General features: G+C 72.4%; 20 protein-coding genes. 18 read left to right on the top strand and 2 right to left on the bottom strand.

Going from position 1 to position 18,076, the window contains the following annotated elements; genetic code table 11:
* Window positions 1–73 precede the first annotated feature (73 nt).
* A complete protein-coding gene (locus tag BLQ63_RS04385) occupies window positions 74–742 on the bottom strand; it encodes a RibD family protein (RefSeq protein WP_091029105.1) in 669 nt (222 codons plus the stop codon).
* On the opposite strand from BLQ63_RS04385, the gene hisI reads away from it, so the two are divergent.
* The 18 genes from hisI to BLQ63_RS04300 all read left to right on the top strand — a co-directional run bounded on the left by hisI (window position 741) and on the right by BLQ63_RS04300 (window position 17,286).
* Window positions 741–1,166, top strand: coding sequence for a phosphoribosyl-AMP cyclohydrolase (hisI, locus tag BLQ63_RS04380; RefSeq protein WP_091029102.1), 426 nt, complete (start codon window positions 741–743; stop codon window positions 1,164–1,166). The genes BLQ63_RS04385 and hisI overlap by 2 nt on opposite strands.
* Window positions 1,163–1,747, top strand: coding sequence for a Trp biosynthesis-associated membrane protein (locus tag BLQ63_RS04375; protein ID WP_091029099.1), 585 nt, complete (start codon window positions 1,163–1,165; stop codon window positions 1,745–1,747). Before hisI ends, BLQ63_RS04375 begins: the two co-directional genes overlap by 4 nt.
* A gap of 6 nt (window positions 1,748–1,753) precedes the next feature.
* Entirely contained in the window at window positions 1,754–2,554 is an 801-nt protein-coding gene (trpC, locus tag BLQ63_RS28250) for an indole-3-glycerol phosphate synthase TrpC (protein WP_177154805.1), read from the top strand.
* Window positions 2,555–2,681: 127 nt separating this feature from the next.
* Window positions 2,682–3,893 carry a tryptophan synthase subunit beta gene (gene trpB, locus BLQ63_RS04370; protein ID WP_177154790.1) on the top strand — a complete coding sequence of 404 codons (1,212 nt, stop codon included), beginning with the start codon at window positions 2,682–2,684 and terminating at the stop codon, window positions 3,891–3,893.
* The gene (trpA, locus tag BLQ63_RS04365; protein WP_091029091.1) at window positions 3,894–4,682 is read left to right on the top strand and encodes a tryptophan synthase subunit alpha; all 789 of its coding nucleotides are present in this window, start codon (window positions 3,894–3,896) and stop codon (window positions 4,680–4,682) included.
* 126 nt (window positions 4,683–4,808) lie between these two features.
* Complete coding sequence (lgt, locus tag BLQ63_RS04360; RefSeq protein WP_091029087.1) at window positions 4,809–5,849, top strand: prolipoprotein diacylglyceryl transferase; 1,041 nt, start codon at window positions 4,809–4,811, stop codon at window positions 5,847–5,849.
* Window positions 5,850–5,879: 30 nt separating this feature from the next.
* Complete coding sequence (locus BLQ63_RS04355; RefSeq protein WP_091029084.1) at window positions 5,880–7,034, top strand: FAD-dependent oxidoreductase; 1,155 nt, start codon at window positions 5,880–5,882, stop codon at window positions 7,032–7,034.
* A gap of 150 nt (window positions 7,035–7,184) precedes the next feature.
* On the top strand, window positions 7,185–7,673 hold the full coding sequence (locus BLQ63_RS04350; RefSeq protein ID WP_091029080.1) for a GNAT family N-acetyltransferase: 489 nt from the start codon (window positions 7,185–7,187) through the stop codon (window positions 7,671–7,673).
* A 33-nt stretch (window positions 7,674–7,706) separates the two neighbouring features.
* The gene (locus tag BLQ63_RS04345) at window positions 7,707–8,759 is read left to right on the top strand and encodes a hypothetical protein (protein ID WP_091029077.1); all 1,053 of its coding nucleotides are present in this window, start codon (window positions 7,707–7,709) and stop codon (window positions 8,757–8,759) included.
* 39 nt (window positions 8,760–8,798) lie between these two features.
* The gene (locus BLQ63_RS04340) at window positions 8,799–9,776 is read left to right on the top strand and encodes an NAD-dependent epimerase/dehydratase family protein (protein ID WP_091029074.1); all 978 of its coding nucleotides are present in this window, start codon (window positions 8,799–8,801) and stop codon (window positions 9,774–9,776) included.
* A gap of 19 nt (window positions 9,777–9,795) precedes the next feature.
* Window positions 9,796–10,560, top strand: coding sequence for a WecB/TagA/CpsF family glycosyltransferase (locus BLQ63_RS04335; RefSeq protein ID WP_091029070.1), 765 nt, complete (start codon window positions 9,796–9,798; stop codon window positions 10,558–10,560).
* Between the two features lie 89 nt (window positions 10,561–10,649).
* Window positions 10,650–11,246 (top strand): maleylpyruvate isomerase family mycothiol-dependent enzyme, encoded by a 597-nt coding sequence (locus BLQ63_RS04330; protein ID WP_091029066.1) that lies wholly within the window; start codon window positions 10,650–10,652, stop codon window positions 11,244–11,246.
* Window positions 11,247–11,350: 104 nt separating this feature from the next.
* On the top strand, window positions 11,351–12,136 hold the full coding sequence (locus tag BLQ63_RS04325) for a methyltransferase domain-containing protein (protein WP_091029064.1): 786 nt from the start codon (window positions 11,351–11,353) through the stop codon (window positions 12,134–12,136).
* Window positions 12,137–12,230: 94 nt separating this feature from the next.
* A complete protein-coding gene (locus BLQ63_RS04320; protein WP_091029061.1) occupies window positions 12,231–13,373 on the top strand; it encodes a sensor histidine kinase in 1,143 nt (380 codons plus the stop codon).
* The gene (locus tag BLQ63_RS04315) at window positions 13,370–14,032 is read left to right on the top strand and encodes a response regulator (protein WP_091029059.1); all 663 of its coding nucleotides are present in this window, start codon (window positions 13,370–13,372) and stop codon (window positions 14,030–14,032) included. The genes BLQ63_RS04320 and BLQ63_RS04315 overlap by 4 nt, the downstream gene beginning before the upstream one ends.
* A 44-nt stretch (window positions 14,033–14,076) precedes the next feature.
* Window positions 14,077–15,240: an alkaline phosphatase family protein gene (locus tag BLQ63_RS04310; RefSeq protein WP_091029057.1), complete on the top strand. Its 1,164-nt coding sequence runs from the start codon at window positions 14,077–14,079 to the stop codon at window positions 15,238–15,240.
* Between the two features lie 280 nt (window positions 15,241–15,520).
* Complete coding sequence (dinB, locus tag BLQ63_RS04305; protein WP_091030138.1) at window positions 15,521–16,705, top strand: DNA polymerase IV; 1,185 nt, start codon at window positions 15,521–15,523, stop codon at window positions 16,703–16,705.
* Window positions 16,706–16,872: 167 nt separating this feature from the next.
* Entirely contained in the window at window positions 16,873–17,286 is a 414-nt protein-coding gene (locus BLQ63_RS04300; protein WP_091029054.1) for a DUF3040 domain-containing protein, read from the top strand.
* 74 nt (window positions 17,287–17,360) lie between these two features.
* Here the strand turns inward: BLQ63_RS04300 and BLQ63_RS04295 are convergent, their stop codons facing one another.
* Window positions 17,361–18,059 (bottom strand): DUF4191 family protein, encoded by a 699-nt coding sequence (locus tag BLQ63_RS04295; protein WP_091029051.1) that lies wholly within the window; start codon window positions 18,057–18,059, stop codon window positions 17,361–17,363.
* Window positions 18,060–18,076: the final 17 nt, after the last annotated feature.

Below are 18,076 nucleotides of genomic sequence, written 5' to 3'. Positions count from 1 at the left end.
TGGACTCCGTTCCTCGGCGGCGGCACTCGCCCCCACCATAAGTGACGAAACGGTCGCTCCCGGCCGAATCGGGTCAGGCCCGCCGATACACCAGCAGCGCGATCTCCCCGATCGACCGCGACTCGACCAGCCGCAGCGGACGCTCCGGACCCTGCGGGAACACCGCCTCGTACACGAACCGCGCCCCGCCCCGGTCCCCGAGCAGGAACGGCGCCACCGCCAGATGCACCTCGTCCACCGCATCGGCCGACAGGAACGCCGTGTGCACCGTCCCGCCGCCCTCCACCAGCAGCCGCCCCACCCCGCGCCCGGCCAGGTCGGCGAGGGCCGCCGCCAGGTCGACCTCGGCCTCCCCGGTCGCGACCAGCTCGGCCGCGTCCCGGCCCAGCACGCACGCCCGCACCCCGACCGCGCTCGTGTACACCACCACCCGGTCCCCGCCCGTGAACAGGCGCGCGAGCGGGTCCAGCTCGCCCGAAGGGGAGAACACCACCCGCAGCGGCGACTCCCTCAGGCCCGAGGCCGCCCGCTCGGCCCGCCGCCGCGGCGACCGCACCAGCAGCCGCGGGTCGTCGGCGCGCACCGTCCCCGCCCCCACCGCGATGGCGTCCACGCCCGCGCGCACCGCGTCCACCCGGTCGAAGTCGGCCTCGTTCGACAAGACGAGCCGCTCCGGTGAGACATCGTCGAGGAAGCCGTCGAGACTCATCGCGGCCGAAACGATCACATAAGGGCGCTCCATGCCCCCGAGAATCCCACGATTCACACCGGATCGGGCCCGGGTGGCGGCCCCGTTCGGGGGGCGATCACAATCAGTAAACGTGGAACGCCGACAGACCAGCGACGACGCCATCGCGAACCTCGTGTTCAACGCCGACGGACTCGTCCCCGTGATCGCCCAGCAGCACGACACGGGCGAAGTCCTCATGCTCGCGTGGATGAACGCCGAGGCGCTGCGCCGCACCCTCGCCACCCGCAAGGCCACCTACTGGTCGCGCAGCCGCGGCGAATACTGGGTCAAAGGCGAGACCTCCGGCCACCACCAGGCGGTCGTGTCGGTCGCGGTCGACTGCGACGGCGACACCGTCCTGCTCCAAGTCGAGCAGACCGGCCCCGCGTGCCACACCGGCACCCGCACCTGCTTCACCGGAAGGCAGATCGCATGACAGCCGCACCAGCCGACGCACCAGGCGCCGCCGCCCCGGCGGGCGACGCGCACGCCGCCGAACGCACTCGCGTCCTCCTCGCCGGCGTCCTCGCCGCCGCCCTCGCCGCCCTCGCCGCCTCCCGCGAGTGGATCACCGCCACCGAGACCGGCCACGCCGGCCTCACCGCCACCACCGCCCAGACCGGCACCGACCTGGCCTCCTGGGGCCTGCCGTGCGCGCTCGCCGGCGGCGCCGCATTCCTCGCGATGCTCGCCACCGGCCACCGCGTCCGCCGCTTCCTCGGCGCCGTCGCCGCCCTCGCCGGGCTCGCCGCGGCCCTCGCCGGAGCACTCCACCTCGGCGCCGGCGCATGGCCGTGGACGCTCGCCGCCGCGGGCCTCGTCCTGGCCGCCGCCGGGGCCGCGACCTGCGCCCGAGCCAGGCGCTGGCCCGCCTCCGCGTCCCGCTACGACGCCGCCCCGGCGGACGGCTCACCCATAGCAGAGGACCCCGTGTCCCTCTGGAACGCCCTCGACTCGGGGCAGGACCCCTCGTCGCCTACTATCACGGCATCGGCGCAGGAGAAGGGACGATCTTAGGTGAACGTGCTGGAACAGATCATCACCGAAGTCCGCGCCGATCTCGAACGGCGCCAGACCGAGACCCCCATCGAGAAGATCCGCGAACGCGCCGAGGCCGCCAAGGCCGCACTCGACGGGTACGCGGCCCTCTCCGGCGGCGGCGTCAGCGTCATCGCCGAGGTCAAGCGCGCCTCGCCCTCCAAGGGCGCGCTCGCCGACATCCCCGACCCGGCCGTCCTCGCCGCCGAGTACGCCGCCGGCGGCGCCAGCGTCATCTCCGTCCTCACCGAGGCCAACTACTTCAAAGGCAGCCTCGACGACCTCGACGCCGTCCGCGCCAAAGTCCAGGTCCCGGTGCTGCGCAAGGACTTCGTCGTCTCCCCCTACCAGGTCCTGGAGGCCCGCGCCCACGGCGCCGACCTCGTCCTGCTCATCGTCGCCGCCCTCGACCAGGACACCCTCGTCTCGCTCCACGAGCGCATCGAGGGCCTGGGCATGACCGCCCTCGTCGAAGTCCACACCGAGTACGAGGCCGACCGCGCACTGAGGGCCGGGGCGAAAGTCATTGGCGTCAACGCCCGCGACCTGGCTACCCTCCAAGTGGACCGCTCGGTGTTCGAACGCATCGCCCCGGGCCTGCCCCGCGACGTCGTCAAAGTCGCCGAATCCGGCGTGCGGGGCACCCGCGACCTCATCCGCTACGCCAGCGCCGGAGCCGACGCCGTACTCGTCGGCGAGGGCGTCGTCAAGCAGAAGAGCCCGCGCGACGCCGTCGCCGAGCTGGTCACCGCCGGGTCCCACCCGGCCACGCCGCGCCCGATGTAAGGATCGGCACGGCACCAGGTTTTCTGTCGGACGGCAGACAGGTTTCGATCGCTCGACCGAAACCCGACCGCCGGGCCGTAGCGGACCGGTCAGCGGACCGGACGAGTCGAGAAGGGGAGCGACAACCGTGCCTAATCCAGATGCCAGCGGACACTGGGGCGAATTCGGGGGCCGGTTCGTCCCCGAGGCCCTGATCGCCGCGCTCGACGAGCTCGAGAAGGCCCACACCGAGGCGCTGGCCGACCCGGCCTTCACCGCCGAGCTCGACCAGCTGGGCCGCGAGTACGGGAACCTGCCCTCGCCGCTGTACTTCGCCGAGCGGCTCTCCGCCGAGGCCGGTGTCGAGGTCTGGCTCAAGCGCGAGGACCTCAACCACACCGGCGCGCACAAGATCCGCAACGTCCTGGGCCAGGCGCTCCTGACCCGGCGCATGGGCAAGAACCGGATCATCGCCGAGACCGGCGCGGGCCAGCACGGGGTCGCCGCCGCCACGGCCGCGGCGTACTTCGGCATGGAGTGCACCGTCTACATGGGCGAGGAGGACACCCGCCGCCAGGCGCTCAACGTCGCCCGGATGCGCCTGCTCGGCGCCGAGGTCGTGCCGGTGACCACCGGTTCGCGCACGCTCAAGGACGCCATGAACGAGGCCCTGCGCGAGTGGGTCGCCTCCGTGGACACCACGCACTACCTGATCGGCTCGGTCGGCGGACCGCACCCGTTCCCGCAGCTGGTGCGCGACTACTGCCGCGGCATCGGCGACGAGGCCCGCGCGCAGTTCCTCGACCGCACCGGGGTCCTCCCCGACGTCGTGGCCGCGTGCGTCGGCGGCGGCTCGAACGCGATGGGGATCTTCACCGCGTTCCTCGACGACGAGGACGTGCGGCTCTTCGGCTTCGAGGCCGGCGGCGACGGGTACGACACCGGCCGCCACGCCGCGACCATCACCGCCGGGCAGATCGGCGTCCTGCACGGCGCCCGCACGTTCGTCCTCCAGGACGAGGACGGCCAGACCATCGAGTCGCACTCGATCTCCGCCGGCCTGGACTACCCGGGCGTCGGCCCCGAGCACGCGCACCTGGCGGCCACCGGCCGCGCCGCGTACGAGCCGGTCGACGACGCCGAGGCCATGGCGGCCTTGGAGAAGCTCGCCCGCACCGAGGGCATCATCTGCGCCATCGAGTCCGCGCACGGCCTCGCCGGGGCGCTGCGCCTGGCCAAGTCCCTCCAGCCCGGCTCGCGCGTCCTGGTGAACCTGTCCGGGCGCGGCGACAAGGACATGGGCAACGTCGTGGAGTACTACGGCTTCGCCGACGCTCCCGACGAGAGTGGAGACCAGTAAATGCGCAGCGCAGAGGCGTTCGCCAAGACCAGGGCGGAGGGCCGCGCGGCCCTCGTCGGCTACCTCCCGGCCGGGTTCCCGACCCTCGCCGACTCCATTAAGGCGGTCGACATCATGATCGACCACGGCGCCGACATCATCGAGCTGGGCCTGCCCTACTCCGACCCGGTCATGGACGGCCCCGCCATCCAGAAGGCCGCCGACCGGGCGCTCGCCGCCGGGTTTCGCACCCGGCAGGTCTTCGAGGTCACCGAGGCGGTCGCCGGTCGCGTCCCGATCCTCGTCATGACGTACTGGAACCTGGTGGAGCGCTACGGGGTCGACCGCTTCGCGGGCGACTTCGCCGCCGCCGGCGGGGCCGGGCTCATCACGCCCGACCTCATCCCCGACGAGGCCGGCGACTGGATTGCCGCCTCCGACGCGCACGACCTCGACCGGGTCTTCCTGGTCGCGCCCTCCTCCACCGAGGAGCGGATCGCCTCCACGGTCGCGGCCTGCCGCGGCTTCGTGTACGCGCAGTCGGTCATGGGCGTCACCGGCGCCCGCGCCGCGACCTCCGCGGTCGCCCCGGAACTGGTGCGCCGCACCAGGGCCCACACCGACCTGCCGATCGGGGTCGGCCTCGGCGTGCGCTCGGGCGACCAGGCCGCCGAGATCGGCGCCTACGGCGACGCGGTCATCGTCGGCTCCGCGATCGTCAACTGCTACCTCGACGCCGAGGACATCCCCTCAGGGCACCAGAAGCTCGCCGAACTCACCGCCGACCTCGCCGCGGGCGTGCGGCGCTGACCGCATCCGGCACGGCCCCGCGGGCGCGACCCGCGGGGCCGCGCCGTCCCCGCCGGAGCGGTGGACTCCGAGTCCCGCTCGGGCCACTGCCCCGTCCCGCTTTCGAACCCGATAGGTTTATGCGTCGTGGACCTCGCTTATATCCCGAGCCCTTCCGAGAGCGTCTGGTATCTCGGCCCCGTACCGATCCGCGCGTACGCGCTCAGCATCCTCGCCGGCATCGTCGTCGCCTGCTGGATCGCCGAGGCGCGCATGCGCTCCCGGGGCGCCCCCAAGTGGGCCGTGCTCGACCTCGCCGTGTGGGCGGTGCCCTTCGGCATCGTCGGCGCCCGCCTCTACCACATCTTCACCAGCCCCGACGCCTACTTCGGCGCCGACGGCGACCCCTGGAAGATCCTGGAGATCTGGAACGGCGGCCTCGGCATCCCCGGCGCGATCGCCCTCGGCGCCGTCGGCGTGTGGCTCGGCTGCCGCCAGCTGAAGCTGCCGTTCGGGATGGTCGCCGACGCGATCGTCCCCGGCATCCCCGTCGCCCAGGCGATCGGGCGCCTCGGCAACTGGTTCAACCAGGAGCTGTACGGCAAGCCCCTCGACGCCTGGTGGGCCGTCTCCATCGACGCCTCGCACCGCCTCACCGGCTACGAGGATTTCGCGACCTTCCACCCGACGTTCCTCTACGAGGCCCTGTGGAACCTCGGCGTCGCGGCCGTCGTCCTCCTCGCCGACCGGCGCTGGAAGTTCGGCGCCGGGCGCGCCGTCGCCCTCTACGTCGCCCTCTACGGCATCGGCCGGTTCTGGATCGAAGGCCTGCGCATCGACCCCGCCGAGGGCTTCGCGGGGCTGCGCCTCAACCAGTGGACGAGCATCATCGTCGTCGTCCTCGCCGTCGCCTACCTGCTCCTGGTCCGCGGCACCCGCCGGGTCTTCGTCGTCGAAGGCGGCGCGCGCGTCGCCGTCGCCTGGGACTCCGAGGCCGCCCGCGAGGCCGGCTACGTCGACGGCGCCCTCCCCAAGGGCACCGGCCTGCCGGGAACCGACGCCGAAGGCAACCTCACGACCCCCGAACCCGACGAAACCGAGGACACTCGACCTGAGGAGGACGCCGTCGCCGACGAGCCGTCCGGCGACCCCCAGGCCGACGCGGGCACCTCCCGCGGCGACAGCTGACCGCCACCGCTTCCCCCCGGGCAGGTGCAGATGCATAACCGTAGAGCCGTAGTCGTGGGCGCCGGCGTCGCCGGGCTCGCCAGCGCGATCGTGCTGTCGAAGCTCGGCTGGCGGGTGGCGCTCCTGGAGCGGCGCGAGCGCCTCAAAGGCGAGGACCTCGGCATGATCCTGTGGGCCTCGGGCGTGCGGGCGCTGCGCGCCCTCGGCATCGACGCCACCCTCGACGTCGCCGGGACCCCCGTGGACCACTTCGAGATCCGCAACGAGGAGCGGCTGTCGAGCTCGTTCTCCGGCGCCCACCTCGGCGCCGACGACAGCACCCCGTCCGTGATGATCCACAACGCGATGCTCTACGAGGCGCTCGTGTCGCGCCTGAGCGACAGCGTCGAGGTCTACCCCGCGACCCAGGTCGACCGGATCGACCTGGTCGACCTCGCCGCGGGGGACGCCTCCCGCCGGTGGGACGCCGACCTCGTCATCGCCGCCGACGGCATCGACTCGCCGACCCGGCCGCTCATCGCCCCCGGCGCGCCCACCGTGGACGCCGGGGTCGTGGTCTTCCGCGGCATCATCCCCGCCCACCGGGCCCCCGAGCGCGTCGCCGACGCCGTCGAGATCTACGGCCCCGACCGCCGCCGCTTCGGCTACGGCGACCTCGGCAACGCCGGCGCCTGCTGGTGGGCCACCGTCCCCGGCGGGATGCGACCGGAGTCCCCGCAGATCCAGCACGAGCTCATCAACCGGTGGTTCGCCGACTGGCCCGCGCCCGTCGGCAGGTTCATCGCCGCCACCCGGCCCTCCGAGCTGACGCAGCAGCCCGTCCGGTACGTGTGGCCGCTGCCGACGCGCCTGCACCAGTCGGTCGGCAACGGCGGCACGGTGCTCATGGGCGACGCCGCCCACGGCGTCGCGCCGATCCTCGCGCAGGGCGCGAGCCTCGCCCTCGAGGACGCCGTGACCCTCGGCTGGGCGCTGCGGCGCTCGCCCGAGTCGATCCCCGACGCGCTCGCCTCCTACGACCGGGCCCGCGCTCCCCGCATCAAGCGCGTCGCGCGCATCTCGCGGCGCGTCCACACCATCGCCTCCGGCGGGCGAGGGGTCACCAAGAGCCTCCTGCGGGCCGTCCCCGACTCGTGGGTCCAGAACCAGGCCGCGTCCCTCGCCGACTGGCAGCCCCCGAACTAGGGTCCTTCGAACACGCCCGGGCGGCGGTGTCGGACCCCTCGGGCACCATTGCGAACCGGGGGCCCGACCCCGAGGCCGCCGCGGACTGCCGCGGTGCCCGCCGACAGGCCCGTTCCCGGGCCCCGGGACGGCCGGAATATCCTTCGGACCATGCTGATCCGCGACGCCCGCGAAGCCGACTGGCCCGCCATGTGGGCCTTCATGCGCCCCATCATCGAGGCCGCCGAGACCTACCCGTGGCCGCCCGGCACCACCGAGTCGTGGACCCGCGCCTACTGGATGGAGCGCCCCGCGCCCGCCTCGCGACTGGTCGCCGAACTCGACGGCGCGGTCGCCGGGACCGTCGAGATCCACCCCAACCTGCCCGGCCAGGGATCGCACGTCGCCAACGCCGGCTTCATGGTCGATCCGGCGTTCGGGCGCCGCGGCGTCGGCCGGGCCCTCGGCGAGGCCGCCCTCGCCCGCGCCGCCGCCGACGGCTTCGGCGCCATGCAGTTCAACGCCGTCGTCGCCACCAACACCCACGCCGTCAAGCTCTGGCACTCCCTCGGCATGAGGACGCTCGCGCTCATCCCCGGCGGCTTCGACCACCCCGTCGAGGGCCTGGTCGACATGCACCTCATGTTCCGTGAACTGTGAGTTTCACTCCACCTGTGTAGCATCGGGATCGCTATGAACGAACTGCGCGAGTCCATTCTCGCGGTCGGCACCGCCGACCCCGAGGCGGCCGTCTCCGTCCACGCCCTCCTCGGCTCCGACCCGGCCCTGCTGGCCCGGGCCGGCACCCTGCCGCGCACGCGCGCCGAGGTCCCCGACTGGGTCAAGGCCGGCTTCCTCCGCCCCGACAGCCCCTTCCTCGAGCTGTTCGCCGGCGGCGTCGCCGCCGCACTCGGCGAGGAACCCGACGAGAGCGTCGACAAGATCCTCGCCGCGGCCACCGTCCGCCCCCGCACCCGCTACGACCTGCGCGCCCAGACGGGCCTGTCGGAAGCGGACCTGGACGCGATCCTCCCGGTCCTCGCCGACGCCGGGCTCCTGCGCCCCGACCCCAACCCCCTCGAACCCGACGATCCCTTCTGGACGATGGACGACCGGTTCGCGCGGTTCCACTACGCGATGCTCCACCAGCACCTGCCGCGCTGGCGGCGCGGCTACATCACCGAGAAGCTGTGGCGGCTCACCAAGGCCCGCTTCGACCGGTACGTGTGCCGCCCCGAGTTCAACCGCCTCGCCCGCGAATGGGCCCTGAACGACCCGGCGGCGGCCGAGACGACCCGCATCACCGTCCCCGACCCGCGCTTCCGGCAGATGCGCTCCCTCGAGCTCGCCGTCTGGGACGAGAAGGGCGGACTGCTCGCCCTCGGCACCGTCCGCTGGCGCTTCCAGATGGTCGAACGCCAGCTCAAGCGCCTGCGCTACGTCAAGCGGCTCCTGGGGGACCCGCCCGCGCGCCTGTACTGCGTGGCCTCCCGCGTGGACGCCGCCATTGCCGAGGACCCCGACCCCGGCCTGTTCGTCATCACCCCCGCGCAGCTGCTGCGCCGCGGCCGCGGCGAGGCGCCCGACCCGGCCCCGCAAGGCGCCGCGGCGGCGGCCGACGCCGCTGCGGAACCGTCCCCTGACACGCTGTCGGACAAGGCGCGGAATGCGCCGGAATCCACACCCGAGGGTGACTTACACCCCATTTCCCGGCTGGTGGGCGGCCGGAACCGCCGGGTAGGCTGAGGGCCTGTTTTCCCGTACCCGAAATCCTGAGGAGAGACGATGGCGGCAAGCGTGGACGCGGTGGTGGCGGGAGCCGGTGGCTTCATCGGCGGGCACCTGGTGGCGAGCCTCCTCGCCGAGGGCAAGACCGTGCGCGCCGTCGACGTGAAGCCCCTCGACGAGTGGTACCAGGTCCACGACGGGACCGAGAACCACCAGAAGGACCTGGCCGACCTGGCCGCGTGCCGCGAGGCCGTCGGCGACGGCGCCGGCGAGGTCTACAACCTCGCCTGCAACATGGGCGGCATGGGCTTCATCGAGAACAACAAGGCCCTGTGCATGCTCTCGGTCCTGCCCTCGACGCACATGCTCATGGCCGCCAAGGACGCCGAGGTCGGGCGCTTCTTCTACTCCTCCTCCGCGTGCGTCTACGCCGGCTACAAGCAGACCGAGGCCGACATCGCCCCGCTGAAGGAAGAGGACGCCTACCCCGCCGACGCCGAGGACGGCTACGGCTGGGAGAAGCTCTTCTCCGAGCGCATGTGCCGTCACTTCCGCGAGGACTTCGGGCTCCAGACCCGCATCGCCCGCTACCACAACATCTACGGGCCCGAGGGCACCTGGGACGGCGGCCGCGAGAAGGCCCCCGCCGCCACCTGCCGCAAGATCGCGATCGCGGCCCTCACCGGGCAGAAGGAAGTCGAGATCTGGGGCGACGGCGAGCAGACCCGCTCGTTCACCTACATCGACGACTGCGTCCACGGCACGAAGATGTTCACGCGCGGCGACGTCACCGAGCCGCTCAACCTCGGCTCCTCCGAGCTGACGACCATCAACAACCTGTACTACCTGGTCGCCGACATCGCCGGGATCGACATCGAGCTCAAGCACATCGACGGGCCCCTGGGCGTGCGCGGCCGCAACTCGGACAACACGCTCATCCAGAAGTACTACGGCTGGGAGCCGTCGATCAGCCTCCGCGAGGGCATGGCGCGGACCTACGCGTGGGTCTACGACCAGGTCAAGGCCACGCTGTAACGGGCGCGGGCACCTTCTGATGGCCGACCCCAGACTCCGCCGCGTCGACGTCCTCGGCGTCGGCGTCTCCACGATCAACCAGGCGATGGCGCTCGCCGAGGTCACCCGCTGGGTCGACGCGGGCGAGCGCCACTACGTGTGCGTCACCGGCGTGCACGGCGTCATGGAGTCGCAGCGCGACCCCGAACTCCTCGCCATCCACAACGCCTCGGGGCTGACCACGCCCGACGGCATGCCGATGGTGTGGGCCGGGCAGAAGGCCGGGGCCGAGTGGATGGACCGGGTCTACGGGCCCGACCTCATGCTCAACGTCCTCGGCCGCGCCGCCGAACGCGGCTGGTCCTCGTTCCTCTACGGCGGCAAGGACGGCGTGCCCGAAATGCTCGCCGAGAAGCTCGCCGAGCGCATCCCGGGCCTGAAGATCGCCGGAACCTACTCGCCGCCGTTCCGGCCCCTCACCGAGGAAGAGGATGAGGCGATCGTTAAGCGCATCAACGACTCCGGCGCGCAGCTGGTGTGGGTGGGCCTGTCGACGCCGAAGCAGGAGCGGTGGATGGCCGCGCACCGCGAGAAGCTGAACGCCCCGGCGATGTTCGGGGTCGGCGCCGCGTTCGACTTCCACGCCGGACTCGTGCCGCAGGCGCCGCCGTGGATGCAGCGCAACGGCCTCGAATGGTTCTACCGGCTCACGAAGGAGCCCAGGCGCCTGTGGCGCCGCTACTTCGTGAACAACCCGGCCTACCTCCGCGAGATCCGTAAACGCCCCCCGTTCCTGCGCGACTAGACGCCGCTGCGCCGCCCCCGACGGGGCGGCGGCATAGCATCGGTGTCAGCCGCGGCCCCGCCCGTGAGCCCGGCCGAGGGAGCGATGCGATGAGCGGCACACCGATCGACATGCGCGAACGCGAGGACCTGTGCGACCTCCTGGCCGAACTCGGCCCGGACGCGCCGACCCTGTGCGAGGGCTGGAACACGATCGACCTCGCCGCGCACCTGGTCCTGCGCGAGCACTTCGCGCGGGGCACCGATGAGCGGATGGCGGCCGAGAAGTCCAAGGGCCTGCCGGCACTCGTCGACCGCCTGCGCGGCGGCGCGCCGCTCGTCCCGTGGCGCCTGCCGGGACTGCGAACGGCCATGAACGGCGTCGAGTACTTCATCCACCACGAGGACGTCCGGCGCGCCAACGGCCTGGACCGGCGCACGGACCGCCCCGACCTCGAAGCGCTCGCCTGGCGGGCGACGGGCTTCCTCGGCCGGCGCGCCGCCCGGCGGATCCGCCCCCACGGCCTCGAACTGCGCCCGCCCGAAGGCGGACCCCGACACTTCGGCCCGGCCGGAGGCGCTGTGCTGCAAGGCGAACCGACCGAACTGCTGCTGTACCTCAGCGGACGACGCGACGGCGCCCGAGTCCAGCTCGGCGGCGACGCCGAAGCCGCCGCCGCACTGCGAGGCGCCGGCACGGGCCTGTGAACGGGCGCCCCGGAACGACCACCGCCCACTAGGCGCGCCCCCGCCCGTCGCCGTTCCCCTCGCCCTGCATACCGGCTTCGTCGAACGGCGCTAGGCTGTGGCGCATGGTCGACCTTCCCAGAGCGAGCGCCGCCAAAGAGAGCGCCGAAACGACTCGCCACCCCCGAATCGCCGTCGTGTGGTCCGTCCTGTCGGCCGAGATCGAGCGCTTCGGCGCGGGCACCGGCGCCACCCTGCGCATCCTCGACGTCGGCGGCGGCTCCGGCGGGTTCGCCGTCCCCCTCGCCGAACTCGGCCACGACGTCACCGTGGTCGAACCCAGCGCCAACGCCCTCGCCTCGCTGCGCCAGCGGGCGGCCGACGCGGACGTCACCGACCGGGTCGTCGCCCACCAGGCAGACCTCGACGAACTCCTCGACGTCGTCGACCCCGGCACCGCCGACCTGGTCCTGTGCCACTCCGTGCTCGAAATGGTCGACTACCCCGACACCGCCCTCGACATCCTCGCGAAGGTCTGCGCCCCCGGCGGCGCCGTCAGCATCCTCGTCGCCAACCGCATCGCCGCCGTCTTCGGCAAGGCCCTCTCGGGCCAGTTCGGGACCGCACTGGACCTCCTCGTCCACGTCGACGGGGTCGTCGAGGGCCGCGACACCATGAAGCGCCGCTTCGAGACCGCCACCCTGACCGCCCTCGTCGGCGGCTCGGGCCTGGTCACCGAGCAGGTCCACGGCGTCGGCGTGGTCGGCGACCTCATCCCCGCCTCCGCCGCCCAGTCCGACACCGGCGCCGGCGAGGCCCTGCGCGAATTCGAACTCGCCACCGCCGCACGCGTCCCCTTCCGGGACATGGCCACCCGCATCCACCTGCTCGCGCGCAAACCCATGCGCTGACCGGCCGCGCCGGCCCGCCTACGTCCAGACGCGTAGACGCGATTACGCCCCCGCGTCGACGCCGACCTGCGGCGCCGGACCGTAGCCTGGACCCGTGACCACGCCAACCGCCGCCCGCACCAAGCTCCCGGCCCTCGCCTTCGACCTCGGCCTCGCGCTCCTGCTCGGCGTGCTCACCTGCGTCGCGACCATCGGCGCCGACCCCGACCACCACCCCGGCCTGCTCGCGTTCGCCCTCATCGGGCTCACCGCCGCGTTCCTGGCCGTGCGCCGCCGCCGGCCCGAGGTCGCCCTCGCCGGCACGACCGCCGCGCTCTACCTCTACCTCGGCCTCGACCTGCCCGCGGGCCCGATCTTCCTGCTCCCGGCCGTCGCGGTCTTCTTCTACGCCTTCGCCAGGCCCCTCAAGACCGTCCTGGTCGTCCTGGCGGCCCTGTTCGTCCTCCACATCGCCGTCCAGACCCTGTTCGGGCCCACCGACCTGCTGGTCAACGCGAGCGTCACCGTCTTCTGGCTCGGCATCCCCGCCACCGGCGGCCGCATCGTCCGCGAGGCCCGCCACTCCCGCATGCGCCAGCGCGAGGCCGAGCGCGAGCGCTACCGCGCCGACGAGCGCGTCCAGATGGCCCGCGAGATCCACGACGTGGTCGGCCACAGCCTCGCCGTGGTCAGCCTCAACGCCGGCGTCGCCCTGCACGTCCTCGGCAAGCACCCCGGCACTCCCGACGAGGCCGTCGAGAACCTCCAGGCGATCCGCGACGCCGCGGGCCGCGCCCTCCAGGACCTGCGCGCCACCCTCGCGCCGCTGCGCCAGGGGCAGCAGCTCGAACTGCGCCCCACCGGCGCCATCGCCGACATACCGTCCCTTGTAGATGGCGTCCGCAAGGGCGGGCTCGCCGTCGACTGCACCGTCTCGGGCGACCCCGACGCGGTCCCCGCCAACATCGCCGCCACGGCCTACCGCCTCGTCCAGGAGTCCCTGACGAACGTCATCCGCCACGCCGAGGCGACCGGCGCCCGCGTCCGGATCGACTGCGGCCCCGAGCGTCTCACCGTCTCGGTGGAGGACGACGGGCGCGGCGGGGCCGTCGACCCCGACCGGCTCGGCCAGGGCATCACCGGGATGATGGAACGCGTCCGCACCGCGGGCGGGGTCTTCAGCGCCGCCCCCAAGATCGGCGGCGGATTCGCCGTCGAAGCCGACCTTCCCTACGGCTACAAGAAGGAACGCGCATGATCGACCTCGTCATCGCCGACGACCAGAGCCTCATCAGGATGGCCCTGCGCAACCTCTTCAAGAACGAGGACGACATCCGCCTGGTCGCCGAGGCCGAGGACGGCGCCGCGGCCTGGGAGTTCGTCCAGCGGCTCAAACCCGACGTCGCCATGCTCGACATCCGCATGCCCGGCATCGACGGCCTCGAAGTGCTGCGGCGCATCAGCCGCGACGCGAACCTCGCCGCCACCCGCGTCGTCATGATCACGACCTTCGAGATCGACGAGTACATCTTCGACGCCCTCTCCAGCGGTGCGGCGGGATTCGTCATGAAGGACGCCGCCCCCGAGGACCTGCTGCGGGCCGTGCGGCTCGCCGCTGCGGGCGACTCGCTCCTGAGCCCCGACGTGACGCGCAAGGTCATCAGCGCGTACGCCGAACGCGGCACCGGCGGCGCCAGGCCGCACCCGAACCTCGCCGACCTGACCGACCGCGAACTGGAGATCCTCCGCTGGGTCGCCACGGGCCTGCCCAACGACGACATCGGCGAGCGCCTGTTCATCAGCCCCGCGACGGTGCGCACCCACGTCGGCAAGCTCCTGTCGAAGCTCGCCGCCCGCGACCGCGCCGGCCTCGTCGCCATCGCCTACCGCTCGGGCCTGGACATCCCTGAGGTCTGACCGGATGTGGGCGAAACGACACCGGACCGGCTAGCCTCGGGGCCATGCCCTCGAGCCCGCACCTGGCAGCGCTCCAGCCCGCCTACGGCACCGGCACGCTCGCCGATGTCATGCCCACTGCCCTTGCAGCCCTAGGCGTTCCGACCCGCAACGGCGGCGCCGTGCTGCACCGGGCCGAACTCGACGGCGTCCGGCGCGTCGCCGTCCTCCTCCTCGACGGCTTCGGCTACCACCTCCTGGGCCAGGCCGCGCAGGCCAGCGCCACCGTCGGCGCCATCCACCACGGCGAGATCGGCACCCTCACCCCCATCACCGCCACCGTGCCCTCCTCGACGCCGATCAGCCTGGCCTCCCTGGCGTGCGGCACGCCGCCGGGCGTCCACGGCATCATCGGCTTCACCGTCCGCGTCCCCGACACCGGCGACCTGGTCACCCACATCCGCTGGGACGGCGCCCCCGACCCCGAGACCTGGCAGCCCGAGCCCACCGCGTTCGAGCAGGCCTCTGCGGACGGCGTCGCCTGCACGGTCGTCTCCAACGGCGTCTTCCGCGCCACCGGACTGACCCGCGCGATCTACCGGGGCGCCGACTGGCTCCCGGCGATCAGCCCGCGAGAGGTCGCCGAGGGCGCGGTCGCGGCGCTGGCGCGCGGGGACCGGAGCCTCGTGTACGCGTACCTGCCCGACGTCGACACCGCCGGGCACTTCCACGGGATCGGCTCGCCGGAGTGGCTGGAGGCGGTCGCGGAGGTCGCCGAGGCGATCGACGGGATCCTGTCGGGCCTGCCGAAGGACGCGGCGCTGCTGTTGACCGCCGACCACGGCATGGTGAACGTGACCGAGCGCCTGCACGTGGACCAGCGGCCCGATCTCCTGCACGGGGTCGAGGCGATCGCGGGTGACGGGCGGATGCGGTACCTGTACGCGGCGCCGGGCGCGATCGAGGACGTGCGGCAGGCGTGGACCGGGGCGGTCGGCGGCCGGGCCGAGCTCATCGGCCGCGACGAGGCGATCGACCGGGGCTGGTTCGGCCCGAAGGTCACCGAGTCGAGCCGCGAGCGCATCGGGGACCTGCTGGTCGTGTGCAGGGACACGTTCGCGGTGGTCGGGGTCGAGGGCGAGCCGCCGCACGTGGCCCGGCTCATCGGCCAGCACGGTGGCCTGACGGCCGCCGAGATGGCGATTCCGCTCTGGTCCTACCGCCGGTAGGGCGGGGATTCGAGCGCACCACGACGGTCCCGGGGACCGCCGGGGAAAGGCCCCCGATTTCCATGGTGCCCGGCGGGTCCGACAATCCAGGCCGGAGCCGGAGCCGGAGCCGGAGCCGGAGCCGGAGCCGGAGCCGGAGCCGGGACCGAATCCCAGTCCGGCGGCGCTCGCCCTACCGCCGGCGGGCCCGATTGTCGGACCCGCTCGCTAGGCTTCGGGTGTGGCCAGGGAGCTCGATCGGTATATCGGTCCGGAATTGTCCGATTCGGGGACCGACATCATGCACATCGACATGGACGCGTTCTTCGCGTCCGTCGAGATCGCCCGGGACCCCTCGCTGCGCGGCAAGGCGGTGATCGTGGCCGGGCTCGGCCCGCGCGGGGTGGTCGCGGCGGCCTCGTACGAGGCCCGCAAGTACGGCGTCCACTCGGCACTGCCCACCGCCGTCGCGCGCCGCCGCTGCCCGCACGGCGTCTTCATGACGCCCACGACCTCCTACGGCGAGGTCTCGCGGGCGGTCATGGCGATCTTCCGGGAGTTCACCCCGCACGTCCAGCCGATCTCGGTCGACGAGGCGTTCCTCGACGTCGCGGGCGCGCGCCGCCTCATCGGCTCGCCCACCGAGATCGCGGCGGCGATCCGCGCTCGCGTCCGCGCCGAGCACGGCATCACCTGCACCGTCGGCATCGCCTCGACCAAGTTCCTCGCTAAGCTCGCGAGCGAGGCCTCCAAGCCCGACGGGCTCGGCGTCGTCCCCGTCGCGACCGAGCTGGAGTTCCTCCACCGCCTCCCGATCCGCGCGGTGTGGGGGATCGGCGAGAAGACCGCCGAGAAACTGACCCGCCTGGGGATGCGCACGGTCGGGGATCTGGCCCGCCTCGACGTCGACAGCCTCGCGTCCTCGGTGGGCACCGCGAGCGCCGAGCACCTGTACGCGCTTTCTCGCAACATCGACCCCCGGCCGGTGCGTCCCGAGCGGGTCGAGAAGTCGATCAGCAACGAGACCACTTTCGACCGCGACGCACCCGACGGGGCGGTGTGGGGGCCGGTGCTGCTGGAGCTGTCGCGCAAGGTCGCCTCGAGGGCCCGGTCGGCGGGATGGGCCGGGCGCGGGGTCACCGTCAAGATCAGGTTCGGGGACTTCCGCACGATCACGCGTTCGAGGATGCTCACCGCGCCGACCGATGTCGGACATGAGATCTACGCCGCAGCAAGGGATCTGGCGGACACGGCGGCGACGGCCCCGGTGCGGCTCATCGGCGTGCGACTCGACCACCTCGTGGAGGCCGCGGCCGTCGGCCGGCAGGTCGCGCTCGGCGAGCCCGAGCACGGGTGGCGCGACATCGAGACCGCCATCGATCAGGCGAGCGCCAAGTTCGGCAAGGGCGCGGTGCGCTCGGCCGGTCGACTCGCGCGCCCGGACTCGCGTGTAGACACCCGCGAATCGGGTAACTCCGATCATTGAGCGCGTCGGCGCTCGGGAGTTTCCGCCAGTGGAGTCGACAGGGCCAGAACGGACTGATTCAAGGACGAACTGCCTTCCGCCTCGAGCGAAAGCCTCGTAGACTTGGACGCAAGTACTGAGGCCGCCGTCTGGCAGGGGCCTCGTAGACCTAACGCAGGAGGAGTGTCGTGCCGCTCTCCGACCACGAGCAACGCCTGTTCGAGCAGATCGAGCAGTCCTTGTCCGAAGACCCGCAGTTCGCCTCTGCTGTGCGCGCCCATGACCCGGCGCATGTGACCCGGCGCAGGCTGATCCTGGCCGGCATCGTCACGGTCATCGGGATCGGCGCCGTCATCGGCACCGTCATCGCCGGGGGCGATGCCGCGAAGTGGGGCGCCCCGATCGGCGCCGTGCTGATGTTCGGCGGTCTGATCCTGGGCCTCTGGGCGCAGCGCCGCAGCACGAATGTGAAGCTGAAGGCGGTCGACGGGAAGGCGACGCGAACCACCGGGAGCTCGTCGAAGCACCCCAAGCCCGGCGGATTCACCTCTCGCATGGAGGAGCGCTGGCGCCGCCGCCGCGACAACGGCGACATCTTCTGACCGACATCCTCCGAATCGACGTGAGAACGGCCCGGCGGGGTTTCCCCCGCCGGGCCGTTCGTCGTCGTCTGGTTCTAGCGGCCGCGGAGCGCGGCGCGGCGCGCGGCCTTGCCGGCGTTCGCGCTCGTCGGCATCGGGCCCTTCGGGACGGCCATGCCGATCCCGAGCGCGTCCAGGCGCTTGGCGATGTGGTTGGCGGCCTTCGAGTCGATGTTCTTCGGCAGCTTCATGAGGCGCTTGCGCACCTCGGTCACCGAGAAGTCGTCGCTCTCGGCCTCGCCGACCAGGAACGTGTACACGGGGGTCGAGCCGACCACCCGCGAGATCCGCTTCTTCTCCTGCCCGAGGAGCTTGCGGACCTTGGGCCCGCCGCCCTCGCCCAGGAGCACCACGCCGGCCTTGCCGACCGCGCGGTGGACCATCTGCGTCTCCGACACGGCCGCCACGCCCGGCGTGACCTGCCAGCCGCGGATGCCGTCGATGAGCGCGTACGCCGCACCCGGCTTGCCGACGGCCTCCTGGTTCACCACCTTGCTGGTCCGCATGTTGAGCACGATCAACCCGGCCAGCAGGGCCACGAACACGGCGCTCACGTACCACAGCAGCGAGAACCGGGCGAAGATCACCAACGCGGTCACGATCACGAACGGCAGCAGGATGGCGGCGGCCTCGAGAGGCAGGAACAGCTTGTCCCGCTGGTTCGTGAACTTGATGGCCATGCCGATGGTCTTCAAGCGTGACCCGAACGTCTCTTTCTCCTGCTGCTTTGCCATGAGCTCAATTCTAGTGT

This window comes from Glycomyces harbinensis, assembly GCF_900101745.1.
Classification (GTDB): Bacteria; Actinomycetota; Actinomycetes; order Mycobacteriales; family Micromonosporaceae; genus Glycomyces; species Glycomyces harbinensis.
The sequence above is the reverse complement of the archived record's forward strand: the minus strand, read 5'-3'. Positions and strand labels throughout refer to the sequence as shown.

Bases quoted from the DNA above. Each gene is read 5' to 3' on its own strand.
- hisI (WP_091029102.1), top strand. From the start codon at position 741: ATGCCCCCGAGAATCCCACGATTCACACCGGATCGGGCCCGGGTGGCG.
- BLQ63_RS04385 (WP_091029105.1), bottom strand. From the start codon at position 742: ATGGAGCGCCCTTATGTGATCGTTTCGGCCGCGATGAGTCTCGACGGC.
- BLQ63_RS04375 (WP_091029099.1), top strand. From the start codon at position 1,163: ATGACAGCCGCACCAGCCGACGCACCAGGCGCCGCCGCCCCGGCGGGC.
- trpA (WP_091029091.1), top strand. From the start codon at position 3,894: ATGCGCAGCGCAGAGGCGTTCGCCAAGACCAGGGCGGAGGGCCGCGCG.
- BLQ63_RS04355 (WP_091029084.1), top strand. From the start codon at position 5,880: ATGCATAACCGTAGAGCCGTAGTCGTGGGCGCCGGCGTCGCCGGGCTC.
- BLQ63_RS04350 (WP_091029080.1), top strand. From the start codon at position 7,185: ATGCTGATCCGCGACGCCCGCGAAGCCGACTGGCCCGCCATGTGGGCC.
- BLQ63_RS04345 (WP_091029077.1), top strand. From the start codon at position 7,707: ATGAACGAACTGCGCGAGTCCATTCTCGCGGTCGGCACCGCCGACCCC.
- BLQ63_RS04340 (WP_091029074.1), top strand. From the start codon at position 8,799: ATGGCGGCAAGCGTGGACGCGGTGGTGGCGGGAGCCGGTGGCTTCATC.
- BLQ63_RS04335 (WP_091029070.1), top strand. From the start codon at position 9,796: ATGGCCGACCCCAGACTCCGCCGCGTCGACGTCCTCGGCGTCGGCGTC.
- BLQ63_RS04330 (WP_091029066.1), top strand. From the start codon at position 10,650: ATGAGCGGCACACCGATCGACATGCGCGAACGCGAGGACCTGTGCGAC.
- BLQ63_RS04325 (WP_091029064.1), top strand. From the start codon at position 11,351: ATGGTCGACCTTCCCAGAGCGAGCGCCGCCAAAGAGAGCGCCGAAACG.
- BLQ63_RS04315 (WP_091029059.1), top strand. From the start codon at position 13,370: ATGATCGACCTCGTCATCGCCGACGACCAGAGCCTCATCAGGATGGCC.
- BLQ63_RS04310 (WP_091029057.1), top strand. From the start codon at position 14,077: ATGCCCTCGAGCCCGCACCTGGCAGCGCTCCAGCCCGCCTACGGCACC.
- dinB (WP_091030138.1), top strand. From the start codon at position 15,521: ATGCACATCGACATGGACGCGTTCTTCGCGTCCGTCGAGATCGCCCGG.
- BLQ63_RS04295 (WP_091029051.1), bottom strand. From the start codon at position 18,059: ATGGCAAAGCAGCAGGAGAAAGAGACGTTCGGGTCACGCTTGAAGACC.